Here is a 16,025-nt window from a genome sequence, read left to right as displayed (position 1 = left end):
GGTGGGGGTGCTCTTCCCGCACTCAGCTATCCTCGCGCCATGTGCGCAGCGCCATCTAACAGCAAATCCCCAGCATTACTGCCCCGTCATTCATTTGTCGTTCAGCCCCAGTCATCATAGGGTGGCGGAATTGTTCATGACGATAGGGGTTTGGGAATGCAGCGGCTTTTTCGGTCGATCTGGTGGCTTGTCGTGGCCGGAACCCTTGCTCTCAGTCCCGCGCATGCGGCTGACCGCAACATCACGCTGCTGCCCGGCACGGATCTCCCCGGTTTCGACTATTCGGTGCTGAAGGATGTCGATGTCGACGCCTGCTCGGCCGCCTGTACCGACGACAAGATCTGCCGCGCCTTTACCTATAACGAGAAGGCCAACTGGTGCTTCCTCAAGGGCGATGTCGGCCCCGAGACGGCGTTCAAGGGCGCCACGTCCGGCCGCGTCGATTTCACCCCGCCGCTCGCCGAGAACGTTGAAGCGCGGCTGAGCGAGCTGCCGTTCCCGGCGCAGGATCTGGTCGATTCCGCCCGCTACATGGCGAGCAACCTGCCGCAGACCGATCCGCCGCCGCCGGATGTGAGCTATGCCGACCTGGTTGCCGCCGGCGACGAAGCCTCGGCGCAGTCGAACCCCTCGGCCGCCATGGTCTCCTATCGCCAGGCCCTGGCGATCAACAGGAACGACCCCTCGGTGTGGCTGAAGCTCGCCGCCCAAGGTGAAGCCCGCGCGGTCATCGAAGCGGCCGCCGGCAACGGCGTCTATGACCTCGCAGTCAACTCGTCCTATGCGGCGATGAACGCGCTGATGCTGGCCGAGACCGTCGCCGAACGCGCCGACGCGCTGGGTGCGCTCGCCGTGTCGCTGTCGCGCCGCGAGATGTGGCGCGAAACCATTGCCACCTACCGGGCAAGCCTCACGCTGGTCGATAACGCGACGCTCGAAGCGGCGCTGGAAAAGGCAGTCGCCGAGCATGGCTTCCGCGTCACCTCCAACCAGGTCGATGCCGAAGCCGCCAACCCGCGCATCTGCGCGGTGTTCTCGGATTCGCTGCCCTCTGGCGACACGGACCTGTCGAGCTATGTCGTCGTCGATAACGCGCCGACCGTGGCGGTGGAAACCGAACAGAGCCAGATTTGCATCACCGGCGTCGAGCATGGCCGGCGCTATCACATCAAGCTGCGCGCCGGGCTGCCTTCGGCCAATGGCGAAGAGCTGCGCGCCGATGTCGAGCTCGACCTGTTTGTGCCGGATCGTGCGCCGTTCGTCGGCTTTGCCAACAATGCCTATGTGATGCCCGCCGGGCTCGGTGGCGGCCTGCCGATCACCTCGGTGAACGCCAAGACCGCAGACGTGGTGATCTACCGGATCGGCGATCGTTCGATCGCCACGGCGGTACGCAACGGAGTGTTCCAGCGCACGCTCGACGGCTATTCGGCCGAAGACGTCGCCAATTCGACCGGCGAGAAGACCTGGGAAGGCCAGGTCGACCTGGCGCAGGGCGCGCCTAACGCCATGACGGTGACCGCCATTCCGGTGGCCGAGATCGTCAAGGAATTGCAGCCGGGCGCCTATGTGGTGACCGCCAAGGTCGACGGCGTACAGCAGGAATATTGGCGCGAAGTCGCGACGCAGTGGTTCATCGTCACCGACCTGGGGCTGACCACGGTCACCGGCGACGATGGCGTCCATGCGTTCGTCCGCTCGCTGACCAGCGCGCAGCCGGTGGCCAACGCCAAAGTGCGGCTCGTCGCCGTCAATAACGAAATCCTCGGCGAAGCGGTGACCGATGCCGATGGCCGGGCCGATTTCGCGCCGGGCCTGTCGCGCGGCGAAGGTGGCCGGGCGCCGCAGCTGATCACCACCGAGACCGATGGCGGGGATTATGCGTTCCTCGACGTCTCCAAGGCGGCGTTCGATCTCACCGATCGCGGCGTCGAGGGCCGGCCGTCGCCGGGTCCGCTCGACCTGTTCGCCACTACCGAGCGCGGCGTCTATCGCCCCGGCGAGACGGTGTTCCTCACCGCGATCCTGCGCGACGTGAAGGCCAAGGCCGTGACCGACCTGCCGCTGACGCTGGAAGTGCAGCGTCCGGATGGGGTGATCTCGAGCACCGAACTGCTGAACGATGCCGGCGCCGGCGGCTATTTCAGCGCCGTGACGCTCGACCCCGAAGCCATGCGTGGCTCGTGGACGATGCGGCTCTATGCCGACCCCAAGGCCGAAGCGCTGACCAATGTCGGCTTCCTGGTCGAGGATTTCGAGCCGGAGCGGCTGGCCTTCGAAATCAGCGCCGCCGACGAGCCGATCAAGACCGGCGAAGTGACGCCGGTCGAGGTGACCGCCAAGTATCTCTATGGCGCCACGGCGCCCGACCTTGCGGTCGAGGCCGATGCCGTGCTGCGGCCGGTAACGTCGCTGCCGGCTTATCCCGGCTATACGTTCGGCCGTCTCGACGACACGTTCGAGACCTCGCGTGAGCCGCTGGGCGTCGTCGGCACCACCGACGAAGCCGGCAATGTGACGGCCGAAGTCACCGTCAGTGCGCCGCAGGCGACGACGCGGCCGCTGGAAGCGCAGCTGATCCTGCGCCTCGTCGACAGCAATGGCCGCGCCATCGAGCGCAGCCTCACCCGTCCGGTGCTGGCCGATGGCAACCGCATCGGGCTGAAGCCGCAGTTTGCCGATGCCAGCGGCCTGGCCGAGGGCAGCAACGCCAGCTTCGACGTGATCGCGGTAGCGCCCGATGGCGCAACCGTCGACCAGGCGGGCCTCGAATGGTCGCTGTCGCGGGTCGAGACCACCTATCAGTGGTATCGCAACAGCGGCACCTGGAAGTGGGAAGCCATCACCACGACGCGCGAAGTTGCCAACGGCACCGTTGACGCGCTCGCCTCCGGCCCGGTCGCCATTGGCGCCGCGGTCAGCTGGGGCCAGTACCGGCTCGAAGTCTCGAGCACCGGCGAAGGCGCTACCTCTTCGAGCTACGAGTTCTATGCCGGCTACTATTATCCGGAAGCGGGCTCCGACACGCCGGATACGCTGTCCGTGGCGCTCGACAAGCCGGCCTACCGGAAGGGCGAGACGGCCAACCTGAAGCTCGATCCGCAGTTCGCCGGCACCGCTTTGGTGATGGTGGTCGACGATCGCATCATCGCCATGAAGGCCGTCGAAGTGCCGGAAGGCGGCACCACCGTGCCGCTCGAAGTCACCGATGACTGGGGCCCGGGCGCCTATGTGACGGCGATGCTCTATCGTCCCGCCAGCGCCGAGGCCAAGCGGATGCCGGCGCGTGCGCTGGGCCTTGCTTTCGCCGATGTCGAGCCGGGCGACCTGAAGCTCGACCTGAGCCTCGATGCGCCCAAGGATGCGCTGCCGCGCCAGGCCTTCACCACCACGGTGAAGCTTGCCAACGTCAAGCCGGGTGACAAGGCCTATGTCGCGGTTGCGGCAGTGGACCTCGGCATCCTTAACCTCACCAAGTTCCAGGTACCGGATCCGGATGGCTGGTTCTTCGGCCAGCGCCAGCTCGGCGTCGAGGTGCGTGACCTCTATGGCCAGCTGATCGACCCGATGCAGGGCACTCCCGGCGCGTTCCGCACCGGTGGTGACGAGGGCGCTTCGCGCTTCGGCACGCCGCCGGCGACCACCGTGCTGGTGGCGCTGCACTCGGGCATCGTCGAAGTGGGTACCGACGGCACCGCGACGATCAGCTTCGACATGCCGGATTTCAACGGCACGGTCCGGCTGATGGCAATGGCGTGGAGCGCCGGCGCCGTGGGTCATGGCTCTGCCGACGTGATCGTGCGCGATCCGGTGGTGGTGAACCTCAGCCCGCCGCGGTTCCTCCGTCTCGAGGACACGTCGCGGCTGCTGGTCGAGGTCAATAACGTCGCCGGCCAGCCGGGCACCTACAAGGTGGCGCTGGAAACCGGTACGGGGCTCTCGACCGATGCGGCCGAAACCAGTGTCGAGCTGCCGACGGGCGAGCGCACCGCGCTTAACCTCAGCCTCACCGGCACCGAGATTGGCGACCAGACGCTCAAGGTTATCGTCACTGCACCGGATGGCACGACGCAGACCAAGGAGCTGACGCTCGGGGTCCGCGCCGCCAGCGCACCGGTGACCACCAGCCAGCTGATCCCGCTGGAAGTGGGTGCGACGACGACGCTCGATGCGAGCTTCTTCGCCGACATGGTGCCGCATACCGGGGAACTGACGCTCGCGGTCGGGCCGATTGCCCGCCTCGATGTGCCAGGCCTCCTGATGCAGCTCGATCGCTACCCTTATGGCTGTGCCGAGCAGACTTCGAGCCGGGCCCTGCCGCTGCTTTATCTCAACGAAGTCGCCTCGATGATTGGTCTGGGCGATGACGAAGCGATCACCCAGCGAGTCAAGGACGCGATCAAGAACCTCCTCGCCAAGCAGACCTCCAGCGGCGGTTTCGGCCTCTGGGGACCCTATGACGGTACCGACCTGTGGCTCGACTCCTACGTCACCGAGTTCCTGCTCCGCGCCAAGGCGGAAGGCTACGCGGTGCCGGATCTGGCGATGACCCGGGCGCTCGATAACCTCGGCAACCAGGTGTCCTACGCCACCGACTTCACGGTCGGCGGAGAGGACGTGGCCTTCGCGCTCTATGATCTGGCGCGCGCCGGCCGGGCTGCCATCGGCGACCTGCGCTACTACCTCGAGGCGCGCCTCAACGCCTTCGGCTCGCCCTTGGCCAAGGCCCAGCTCGGTGCCGCGCTCGCCCTCTATGGCGACCGGACCCGTGCGGCGACGGCCTTCCAGGCCGCCGTCGAGGACCTCCAAGCCCGCGAGGATCGGGCGAAGTACCGCAACGACTATGGCAGCCAGCTGCGCGATACGGCCGGGGTGCTTGCACTCGCCGCCGAGTTCACGCCGTCGGGTGTCGATATCGGCGCGCTGACGAGCAAGCTCGCGACGCTGCGCGACAAGGAACGCTGGACCTCAACCCAGGAGGATGCGTGGACCCTGGTGGCTGCCGCGGCGCTGGCCCGTGAGGCGGGCGATGGTTCGGTGACGATCAATGGCGATCCGCTCACCGGCACCGTCTACCGCCGTTACGACCAGGAGGCGTTCGACACGGCGCCGGTCGAGATCGTCAACAACGGCAACCGTCCGACCGAGATGAAGGTGACCGTCACCGCCATCCCGGCGACCCCGCCGGCGGCGAGCTCGAGCGGTTTCACCATCCAGCGGGATTACTACCTACCGAATGGCGAGCCGGCCGATCTCAGCAATGTCCACCAGAACGATCGCTTCGTGGTGGTGCTGACGACGCAGCCGACCCAACTCGGTTCGGGCCAGTATGTGGTGGCCGATCCGCTGCCGGCCGGGTTCGAGATCGAGAACCCCGACCTGCTGCAGGGTTCTGGCGTCGCCGACCTCAGCTGGCTCACCGTCGATACGCCGGCGCATGTTGAATCGCGGACCGACCAGTTCGTCGCCGCATTCCGCTTCACCTCCGCCGCCAGCAGCGTCACCACCGCCTACATGGTGCGTGCCGTCTCGCCGGGCAGCTTCGTGATGCCGGGCGCCACGGTCGAGGACATGTACCGGCCGGAGCTGCGCGCCAATACCGACGCGGGCCAGATCGAGGTCGGCACGACCGGGCCATGAGCACGGCCGCGGATAAACCTGAGCCCCGGCGCCGACGCGCGCCGGGGCTCTTTACTGCGACGCTGATCGTCCTCGCTGGCGTGGCGCTGGTCGGCAGCCAGTATGGGCTCGCCGTGCTGCGCGATATCCGCGCCACGCTGCCGCCCACTCCGGTGGTGTCGGCGGTGCCGGTATCGACCGCCGTGGTCGACAATGCCGGGCTGCTGCTGCGGCCGTTCACCACGGCCAATGGGCGCTGGCGCCTGCCGGTGACGATCGAAGAGGTCGACCGGCGCTTCATCGACATGCTGCTCGCCTATGAGGACCAGCATTTCAACGAGCATCACGGCATCGACTGGCCCTCGATGCTGCGCGCCGCGGTGCAATATGCCGGGGCAGGGCGGATCGTCTCGGGCGGCTCGACCCTCACCATGCAGGTGGCGCGGCTGATCGGCGGCGAGCCGACGCGCAATATTGCCGGCAAGCTGCGCCAGATGGTGCATGCCGATGCGCTGGAGCACTCCCTCGGCAAAGACGAAATCCTGACGCTCTACCTGACCCTTGCCCCCTATGGCGGCAATATCGAGGGCATCCGTGCCGCGAGCCTTGCCTATTTCGGCAAGGAGCCGGGGCGGCTGACCACGGCGGAATGCGCGCTCTTGGTGGCGCTGCCGCAATCGCCCGAGGCGCGGCGGCCGGACCGCGACATCGAAGTGGCGCGGGCGGCGCGCAACCTGGTGCTCGACCGTATGGTCGGGGCCAGGGTGATCAGCGCCGAGGAAGCCGAAGCCGCCAAGCTCGAACCGATGCCGAAGGCGCGGCGGGATTTCCCGATGTATGCGGCGCATCTCGCCGAGGCGGCGGTGAAGGCGCATCCGAACGCCCGGAAGATCGAACTGACCATCGAGCGGAAGCTGCAGGCCAAGCTCGAGCGGCTCGGCGCCGATCGCGCGGCGCAGCTCGGCTCGAAGCTCTCGGTGGCAATCGTCGTCGCCGACCAGCAGACCGGCAACATCCTCGCCTCGGTGGGTTCGGCCGGGCTCTTCAATGCCGACAGCGACGGCTATGTCGATATGACCGAGGCAGTGCGCTCGCCCGGCTCGACGCTGAAGCCGTTGATCTACGGGCTCGCCTTCGAGCTGGGGATGGCACATCCCGAGAGCCTGATCGAGGACCGGCCGACCGCCTTCAACGGCTATGTGCCGGTCAATTTCGACGGCTTCAACCGTGGCACGGTCTCGATCCGGCAGGCGCTGACGGAGTCGCTGAATATTCCAGCCGTGGTGGTGCTCGATGCCGTCGGCCCGGCGCGGCTGGTGGCGCGGATCAAGCGGGCGCATGCCGCGGCGCGACTGCCGGCCGATACGGCGCCCAGCCTCGCGGTCGGCCTTGGTGGCGTCGGCGTGACGCTGCGCGACCTCGTTTCGATTTACGCGGCGATTGGCCGGGGCGGTTCGCCGGTGGTGCTTCGCGACGGGGTAAAGCCGGTGGCGGAGGAAACCGAGACGCCCGCCCCGGTGCTCGATCCGATCGCTGCCTGGTATGTCGGGAACATCCTTGCCGATGTGCCGCCGCCGCTCAACGGCTCGGCCGGACGCATCGCCTACAAGACCGGAACGTCCTACGGCTATCGCGATGCCTGGGCCATCGGCTTTGATGGCAAGACCGTGATCGGGGTGTGGGTCGGCCGGCCCGATAACTCGCAGATCCCCGGCATTACCGGCATAGGCGCCGCGGCGCCGATCCTGTTCGAGAGCTTTGACCGGCTGGCCGAGAAGACCGTGCCGCTGCGCGACGCGCCGCCGGGGACGATCTTTGCCTCCAACTCCGAGCTGCCACTGCCGCTGCGCCGTTTCCGCCATCCCGACGAGCAGAAGGTGAAGCGCGATGCGGCGCCGCAGATCGCCTATCCGAGCGATGGTGTCGATGTCGACCTGGGCCTCGCCTCGGGCAACGAGGCGCCGCTGATCGTCAAGGTGCGCAACGGCGTGCCGCCCTTCACCTTCTTCGCCAACGGCGCGCCGTTCGGGCGTTCCGCTTTCGCCCGCCAGAACAGCTGGCGGCCGGATGGCCCGGGGTTCGTGACGCTGTCGGTGGTGGACGCCGAGGGTCGCTCGGACACGGTGAAGGTGTTTTTGGACTAACACCGGACTGGCAGTCGGCGGCCCCTCTCCCCTGAGGGGAGAGGGCTAGTGCAGCTAGGACCGTCAGGTCCGTAGCGGAACTAGGGTGAGGGGTTCAGCTTCTCAGCGAGCGCTCGCTGTGCCGCCTCACCCCTCAACCGGCCTTCGGCCACCTTCTCCCCTGAGGGGAGAAGGGAAATCGCCCGACTGCGAGGGCCATGAGCCCCCTCGCCTTAGCCGCTAAATCAAATCGAATGCCCTTGGGCGCCGTGAGGGTTCGGCAAGCTCTGGCGTCCAGTCTCGCCTTTGCCTCACCCCATCACTGCCCGCCCGCCTCACGCGTGGCTCGAGCTGTTGAGTGAGGTTTCCATGTCCGTTTCACGCGATCGCCTGGCGCCGGGACAATCCCGCGTTTCCACCGTGTCGGCGTTCGGTCGCATCGGGCTGCTGACGGCAGCTGTGGTGCTGAGCCTTCCGGCCGCGCCGCACGTCGCCCAAGCGCCGGCTCAGGCCTGCACCGCCGACCACACGGCAGCCCACTGCCCCAGCATCGCGGCGAGTATCGCGCCGCGTTGAGACGCATCCACAGGGCATCCCGCATAGCGCCGGCCTCACACCGGCACCCTGAGGACCAACGATCATGTTCCTGCACGGAATTCTCACCGCCGCGATCCGGGGCTCGAAGCCCGATCGCGCACCGGCGCGTTCAACCCGCGTCTGGGCCGGCATTCCCGACATGCGCGCCGAGCTGTTCGGCGCCCGCGCGCTGAGCTATCGCACCATTCCCGTCCGCAGGCAGCGCTGATGTGCCCGTTCTGCGGTGCTCCCAACTTCCGCGAGGCGCTGTACTTAGCGTCCCGCCCAGGGGTTGAGGTTCATGACGCGAGCGAGGGAGGCGAACACCTTGCCGCATTGGGCGTGGTAGACGCCGGTGCTGCCCCGGAACCCGTGCGGGTCGTCGTTGAATATCACCTGCAGGGTCTTCTGGCCCTCAAGGATCGGCTGTTTGCACGATGGGCACCAAGGTCCCTGATGGCCCCCGCCACCATTGGTTTCATCAAGCAGCATAATAGACTCCGGTCGCTGTTAGCATTTCGTTCACTATTGCGATGGCGTGCGGCCACTCCATGGCAGCGGCCGGATTTGTCGTCCGACACGGTTAACGCGCCTCCCGTCACCATGACTTCCCACCGGCCGCCCGCTTCCGGATCGGCCTCCCGTCGCCACGCCTATCTGCCAACGGAGTAGAACGATGGCCAAGAGCAAGCAGCCGAACATCCTCGTCATCTGGGGCGATGATATCGGCCAATCGAACCTCAGCTGTTACACGCACGGTTTGATGGGCTACCAGACGCCCAATATCGATCGCATCGCCAAGGAAGGCATGCTGTTCACCGACAGCTATGGCGAGCAGAGCTGCACCGCCGGGCGCTCGTCGTTCATCACCGGACAGAGCGTCCTGCGCACCGGCCTCAGCAAGGTCGGCGCCCCGGCGTCGCCGATCGGCATGAACGAGAAGATCGTTACTTCGGCGGCGCTGCTCCGCGAGCAGGGCTATGCCACCGGGCAGTTCGGCAAGAACCACCTGGGCGATCTCAATCACATGCTGCCCACCAACCATGGGTTCGACGAGTTCTTCGGCAACCTCTACCACCTCAATGCCGAGGAAGAGCCGGAGATGTACGACTACCCGCCGGAGAAGGATTTTCCGGATTTCAGGAAGAACCTCGGCCCACGCGGCGTGGTGCATTCCTGGGCGACCGACAACGACGACCCCACGGTCGAGGAACGCTGGGGCAAGATCGGCAGGCAGAAGATCGAGGATACCGGGCCGCTGACCAAGCAGCGCATGGAAACCTGCGACGACGAGTTCGTGGCGGCAGCGACCGACTTCATCAAGCGGGCAGAGAAGGCCGGCAAGCCCTGGTTCGTGTGGCTCAACACCACACACATGCACATGTTCACTCACACCAAGAAAGCCAGCCTCGGCCAGGCCGGCCGCTGGCAATCGCCCTATCACGACACGATGATCGACCACGACAAGAATGTCGGCCAGATGCTCGACCTGCTCGATGAACTCGGCATCGCCGAGAATACCTTCGTGCAGTACTCGACCGATAATGGGCCGCACCGGAATTCCTGGCCGGATGGCGGCATGACGCCGTTCCGCTCGGAGAAGAACACCAACTGGGAAGGCGCGTTCCGCGTGCCGCTGCTGGCGCGTTGGCCCGGCAAGATCAAGGCCGGTTCAGTCGCCACCGGCATCGTGCAGCACCACGACTGGCTACCGACCTTCCTCGAGATGGCGGGCGACACCACCGTCGTCGACAAGCTCAAGACGGGCTACAAGGCGAATGGACGGACCTACAAGAACCACATCGATGGGGTGAGCCTCGTCGGTTACATCACCGGCAAGGAGAAGGAGAGTCCGCGGCCGCTGTTCGTCTATATCAGCGACGACGGCGACATCCTGGGCATTCGTTACGACAACTGGAAGGTTGTCTTCATGGAGCAGCGGCTCAAGGGGACGATGGGCGTTTGGGCCGAGCCGTTCGTACGACTGCGGCTGCCCAAGCTGTTCAACCTGAGAACCGACCCGTACGAGTTCGCGGACGTGACCTCGAACACCTATTACGAGTGGTTCCTCTACCACGACTACATCATCTTCGCGGCTCAGGTGATCGCCGGCAAGTTCGCCGATACGTTCAAGGACTTCCCGCCGATCCAGCACCCCAACAGCTTCACCATCGACGACGCGATCTCGAAGATGAGCGAAGTCTCAGGCGGCGCCGGACACTGACGCCGGCCGAGCGTCACGAACAGCCGGGCGAGGGCATGGCTCCCGTCCGGCAGACCAGGGCACATCGCTGAACTCAAGGATGCTGTCCGATGCAACGCGACGATCTTTCACCTGGTGGTGACCACAGCGCCGTCAGCACCACGCCGCTGCCCTCATGGAGCGATGGCCCCGCCAAGGCGGCGATCCTCGATTTCGTGCAGCGCGTCACCACACCCGGCCCCGACTTCCTGCCGCGGGCGCGCCGCATCGCCACCTTCGACAATGACGGCACGCTCTGGTGCGAACAGCCGCTGCAGGTGCAGTTCTATTTCGGGCATCAACGGCTCGAGGCGCTGGTCCGCAAGGATGCGGACCTGAAGCAGCAGCAGCCGTACAAGGCCTACCTGGAGCGCGACATCGCCGCGATCAAGCAGATGGGCAAGCAAGGCCTGTTCGAGGTCGGCGCGACGGCCTTTGCCGGCAATACCGAAGATGAGTTTGATGCCGAAGCGCGGAGTTTCCTCGCCGGCGCGCGCCACCCAAAGCTCGGCCGACGCTTCATCGATCTCACCTATGAACCACAGGTCGAGCTGCTCGAATACCTGCGCACCAACGGCTTCAAGACCTTCATCGTCACCGGCGGCGGCATCGATCTGGTGCGGGCTTTGGCCGAGGACGCCTACGGCATCCCGCCCGAGCAGGTGGTGGGCTCGAGCGTCAAGACCCGCTTCGAGCTGCGCGACGGGGTGGGGGTGCTGGTCAAGCAAGCCGAGATCGACAGCTTCGACGACCGCGAAGTGAAGGCCCACAATATCGGCCTCCATATCGGTCGGCGACCGATCTTCGCTTTCGGCAATTCCGACGGCGACCTCGCCATGCTGCGCTACACGCTGACCGGCGACGGCCCGCGGCTCGGACTGCTGCTGCACCACGACGATGCGGCGCGCGAGTTCGCCTATGACCGCGAGTTCCATCTGAGCCCGCTGGCCGAGGCGCTCGACCATGCCGCTGAATACGGGATCACCGTGGTCAGTATGAAGAACGACTGGCGCACGGTGTTTGTGCCCGATGCCACGGCATCGGCGGCGTGAAGGGAGGCGGAAATGCTCGACGAATGGCTCATTCGACTGACCGAAGTGGTGGTACCGCTGATCAACCTCATCGCCTTGGCGGTGATCGTTGCCGGTACCCTCGAAGCCGTCATCGGCGCGCTCGCCACGATCGTGTGGCGGCGGCGCGACGGCAGCATCCGGGCGATCTGGATGCACTATTCGCGCTGGCTGGTCGCCGGCCTCACCTTCCAGCTGGCTGCCGACATCATCGAAACCTCGGCGGCGCCGAGCTGGGACGATATCGGCCAGTTGGCGGCGATCGCCGCCATCCGCACCTTCCTCAATTTCTTCCTCGAGCGCGACATCTCGGAAATGGACGAGAAGCGCCGCGAGGAGACGACGGGGCCTGAAATCACGGAGCCAAGGAGCAGGCCATGACGACGACGTTCAAAGGCAAGATCAGCCTCGACATAAGAGACTCCAAGCCCGACTGGACGCCGTTCCGCGCGCGGAAGGCGCCGGAGGGCGCGCCTAACGTGCTGGTCATCCTCTATGACGATACCGGGCTCGCGGCCTGGGAACCGTTCGGCGGACGGATCGAGATGCCGACGCTGCAGCGGCTGGCCGATCGCGGCCTGCGCTACTCGCAGTGGCACACCACGGCGCTGTGTTCGCCGACCCGCTCGTGCTTCCTGACCGGGCGCAACCACCACCAGAACGGCTTTGCCACCATCTCGGAGGCAGCGAGCGGCTTTCCCGGCTACAGCTCGCACATCCCGCCCGAATGCGCCTCGATGGCGACGGTGCTGCGGGAGGCGGGCTGGTCGACCTTCTGGGTGGGCAAGAACCACAATATCCCGGTCGACGAATGGACCATGGGATCGTCGAAGAAGCGCTGGCCGCTGGGGCAGGGCTATGACCGCTACTACGGCTTCGTCGGCGGAGAAACCAATAACTGGTATCCCGATCTCGTCGAGGACAACCACTACATCGCCCAGCCCTACTCGCCCGAAGAGGGCTACCACCTGTCCAGGGATCTCGCCGACAAGGCGCTGGAGTTCATCCGCGACAGCAAGCAGACCGAGCCGGACAAGCCCTGGTACTTGTGGTTCTGTCCGGGCGCCAATCATGCGCCGCACCACGCCCCCAAGGCATTCATCGACAAATACCGCGGCAAGTTCGACGATGGCTACGAGGCCTATCGCGAGTGGGCGCTGACGCGGATGATCAAGGCGGGGATCCTCCCCAAGGGGACCGAGCTCACGCCGCTCAACCCGATGGCCGAGGGCAGCTTCACCGAGGCAGACGCGGTGCGGCCGTGGGAGACGCTGTCGCCCGATGAGAAGCGGCTGTTCTCGCGCATGGCCGAGGTCTATGCCGCGTTCTCGGAGTATACCGACACCGAGATCGGGCGGATCGTCGACTATCTCGAGGAGTCCGGCCAGCTCGACAATACGCTGGTGATCTACTGTGCCGATAACGGTGCTTCGGGCGAAGGCTCGCCGAACGGCTCGGTGAACGAGGGCAAGTTCGCCAACGGCTACCCCGATGATATCGAGCAGAATCTCGCGATGATCGACAAGCTCGGCTCGCCGGAAACCTACAACCACTATCCGACCGGCTGGGCGGCGGCGTTCTCGACGCCGTTCCGCATGTTCAAGCGCTACTCGTACCAGGGCGGCGTTGCCGATCCACTGGTGATCTCGTGGCCCAGGGGCATCAAGGCGCGGGGCGAAGTGCGCACCCAGTACCACCACTGCACGGACATCGTGCCGACCATTCTCGATTGCTGCGGGGTGAGCTTCCCCAAGGTGGTGGATGGCTACGAGCAGGTGCCGCTGTCCGGCGTCTCGATGCGCTACAGCTTCGACCAGCCGCATGCGCCCAGTCGCAAGGAGACGCAGTATTACGAGATGCTGGGCACCCGCGGCATCTGGCACCGCGGCTGGAAGGCGGTGACCGAGCACGGGCCGTTCACCGATCTCGGACATTTCGACAAGGACCGCTGGCAGCTGTTCCACACCGAAGTCGACCGCTCGGAATCCCGTGATCTCGCCGAGCAGTATCCGGACCGGCTGCAGAAACTTGTCGCCCTGTGGATGGAAGAGGCGAAGAAGTTCAACGTGCTGCCGCTGTCCGACCTCGGCGTGATGGGGCTGTTGAAGATGGAGTTCAAGCCGCCGGTGCCGCCGAGCGGGCAGTTCGTCTATTACCCAGGCACCAGCGAGATCCCGGAGCATTCGGCCGCCAATACGCATGGCGTATCGTTCAAGGTGCTGGCCGATGTGGAGTTCACGCCCAGGACCAAGGGAGTGATCTTCGCGCATGGCTCGCGCTTCGGCGGCCACTCGCTGTTCGTCAAGAACGGCAAGCTCTTCTACACCTACAACTTCCTCGGCATCGCGCCCGAGCAGAAGCTGATCGGCGATGCGCCGAAGGCCGGCGAGCATGTGGTGGGGGTGGAGTTCACCAAGCAGCGCACCGGCAGCTACCAGGAGTCGTATGGGCCGGCGCGGCTCTATATCGACGACAAGGTGGTGGCCGAGAGCGAAATCCGCACCATGACCGGCCACTTCGCCATCACCGGCGAGGGGCTCTGCATCGGCTATGACAGCGGCGATGTGGTCTCGGGTGAATACGAGCCGGGGTTCGATTTCAGCGACGGCACGTTGTCGCGCGTCGTCTTCGATGTCGGGGACGACGCCTATGTCGACGTCGAGGCGCACCTCGCCGCCGCCATCGCCAGAGATTGAGGGAGGCCATCATGAGTATCGCCAGCCTGCTGCCAATCGCCATCAACCTCAGTATCGCGCTGATCGTCTTCGGGCTCGGGCTGGGGGCGAGTCTCAACGACGCGGCCTACCTGATCCGCCGCCCCGGCCTGCTGCTGCGCTCGCTGTTATCGATGAACATCGTCATGCCGGTGTTCGCGCTGCTGCTGGTGGTGCTGTTCCAGCTCCACCCGGCAATCGAGCTCGCCATCGTTGCGCTGTCGCTGTCGCCGGTGCCGCCGTTCCTCCCCAGTACGCAGACCAAGGGTGGCGGCACCGCGCCTTACGTGGTGTCGCTGCTGGTGACCACGGCGATCCTTTCGATCATCACGGTGCCGTTGGGCATCTGGTCGATCGAGGCGATCGAGCACATCGATGCCGATATTCCGCGCATCGCCATGATGCTGGCGCTGACGGTTACCCTGCCGTTGATCGTGGGCATGATCCTGCATGATCTGTTTCCCTCGCTCGCCAGCCGCATCATGCGGCCGGCCTCGCTGCTCGGCATGGGCCTGCTGGTGGTCAGCATCCTGCCGGTGCTGGTGATGGAGTGGGGTCTGGTGTGGTCGATGGTGGGCAACGGCACGCTGGTGATCCTGGTGCTGTTCGCCCTGGTCGGCCTCGCCGTAGGCCATGTCCTGGGTGGCCCCAACCCGCATGACCAGGTGGTGCTGGCGCTGGCGACGGCATCGCGCCACCCCGGCGTCGCCATCGCGGTGGCGGCGGTCAACACCGAGCATGTTGCGCCGGTGGCGGCGGTAGTGATCTGGCATCTGCTGGTCGGGGTGGTGCTTTCCGCCCCCTATCTCAAGTGGATGCACCTGATGCCGGAAGCGCCGCACAAGCCGCCGGTTAAGCCGCATTCGCCGCCAATTAGATAAGACTGCGGCCGATCGGCTTCATCAAAACGGAACAGCGTCCCGCGATACTCGGCGGGCCTCACTTGAGCCGCTCGGCAGCCGATCCGCCGGGCGGCGCCATTTCGGACGCGCCGCTGGCGCCGCAGTGAGGATTCCGATGGACAAGCTTCTGCAAACAACCGATCCGGTTCGGCCGCCGCGCCTTGCCGAGGCTGCGGTGCCGCCGCTCCCCGAGGTCGACCGGAGTAATCCCGAGCAAGCCTCGACTGAGTATTCGCACTACCGCACCGGCCTCAGCAATCATCGCACCGGGCTCTCCGAGCACCGCACCTCGCTGTCGGAGTATCGGACGGACCTGTCGGCCCATCGCACCGACCTGTCCACCGAGCGCACCGAGATGTCGATGCGGCGGACCGGCATGTCGTTCCAGCGCACCAGGATGAGCGCCGAGCGCACCCTGATGAGCGTGATCCGCACGGCGCTGTCGCTGATCAGCTTCGGCTTCACCATCTTCCAGCTGATCCGGGGCCTCAGGGAATCGAAGGTGATCAATGTCGGCGAGCACGCCGCCAGCAATTTCGGCATCACCCTGGTCGGGCTCGGCATCGTCATGCTGGTGATCGGCATCATCTACCACATCCAGTTCATGCTCGGGCTGCGCCATGAGCGCGAGGACATGCATGCCGAAGGGCTGATCCACGCGCAGAGCCGGTTCCCGGTGTCGTTTACGCTGGTCACCGCCTTCGTGCTGCTGGCGATCGGCGTGTTTGCCGCCACCAGCATGATCTTCCACATCGGCCCGTTCTTCTGAGGTGAGCGAC

11 protein-coding genes are annotated in these 16,025 nt (G+C 65.8%); 10 read left to right on the top strand and 1 reads right to left on the bottom strand.

The genetic code is table 11. The annotated features are described in order from the left end of the window. Positions 1 to 156 precede the first annotated feature (156 nt). From VW23_RS19165 to VW23_RS29075, 4 genes are all read left to right on the top strand, one after another. Entirely contained in the window at positions 157 to 5,640 is a 5,484-nt protein-coding gene (locus tag VW23_RS19165; RefSeq protein WP_069911147.1) for an alpha-2-macroglobulin family protein, read from the top strand. Continuing rightward, positions 5,637 to 7,763, top strand: coding sequence for a penicillin-binding protein 1C (gene pbpC / locus VW23_RS19160; protein WP_084646316.1), 2,127 nt, complete (start codon positions 5,637 to 5,639; stop codon positions 7,761 to 7,763). Before VW23_RS19165 ends, pbpC begins: the two co-directional genes overlap by 4 nt. 348 nt (positions 7,764 to 8,111) lie before the next feature. Next, complete coding sequence (locus tag VW23_RS28650; protein ID WP_141728395.1) at positions 8,112 to 8,318, top strand: hypothetical protein; 207 nt, start codon at positions 8,112 to 8,114, stop codon at positions 8,316 to 8,318. A gap of 64 nt (positions 8,319 to 8,382) precedes the next feature. Next, a complete protein-coding gene (locus VW23_RS29075; protein ID WP_176730440.1) occupies positions 8,383 to 8,547 on the top strand; it encodes a hypothetical protein in 165 nt (54 codons plus the stop codon). Between the two features lie 44 nt (positions 8,548 to 8,591). Here the strand turns inward: VW23_RS29075 and VW23_RS19155 are convergent, their stop codons facing one another. After that, positions 8,592 to 8,810 carry a hypothetical protein gene (locus VW23_RS19155; RefSeq protein ID WP_069911146.1) on the bottom strand — a complete coding sequence of 73 codons (219 nt, stop codon included), beginning with the start codon at positions 8,808 to 8,810 and terminating at the stop codon, positions 8,592 to 8,594. 184 nt (positions 8,811 to 8,994) lie between these two features. Between VW23_RS19155 and VW23_RS19150 the strand changes: the two genes are divergently transcribed. From VW23_RS19150 to VW23_RS29550, 6 genes are all read left to right on the top strand, one after another. Then, complete coding sequence (locus VW23_RS19150; protein WP_069911145.1) at positions 8,995 to 10,542, top strand: arylsulfatase; 1,548 nt, start codon at positions 8,995 to 8,997, stop codon at positions 10,540 to 10,542. 89 nt (positions 10,543 to 10,631) lie between these two features. Beyond that, positions 10,632 to 11,612, top strand: coding sequence for an HAD family hydrolase (locus tag VW23_RS19145; protein ID WP_069911144.1), 981 nt, complete (start codon positions 10,632 to 10,634; stop codon positions 11,610 to 11,612). A gap of 12 nt (positions 11,613 to 11,624) precedes the next feature. Then, entirely contained in the window at positions 11,625 to 12,011 is a 387-nt protein-coding gene (locus tag VW23_RS19140) for a DUF1622 domain-containing protein (protein WP_069911143.1), read from the top strand. After that, positions 12,008 to 14,326: an arylsulfatase gene (locus tag VW23_RS19135; protein WP_069911142.1), complete on the top strand. Its 2,319-nt coding sequence runs from the start codon at positions 12,008 to 12,010 to the stop codon at positions 14,324 to 14,326. Before VW23_RS19140 ends, VW23_RS19135 begins: the two co-directional genes overlap by 4 nt. Before the next feature lie 11 nt (positions 14,327 to 14,337). Further along, entirely contained in the window at positions 14,338 to 15,225 is an 888-nt protein-coding gene (locus VW23_RS19130) for a bile acid:sodium symporter family protein (RefSeq protein ID WP_069911141.1), read from the top strand. A gap of 136 nt (positions 15,226 to 15,361) precedes the next feature. After that, positions 15,362 to 16,015, top strand: coding sequence for a YidH family protein (locus VW23_RS29550; protein ID WP_069911140.1), 654 nt, complete (start codon positions 15,362 to 15,364; stop codon positions 16,013 to 16,015). The last annotated feature ends 10 nt before the right edge of the window (positions 16,016 to 16,025 follow it).

Origin of the sequence: Devosia insulae DS-56, assembly GCF_000970465.2 — a bacterium.
Taxonomy (GTDB): domain Bacteria; phylum Pseudomonadota; class Alphaproteobacteria; order Rhizobiales; family Devosiaceae; genus Devosia_A; species Devosia_A insulae.
This window is presented reverse-complemented; position numbering and strand designations above follow the sequence as displayed.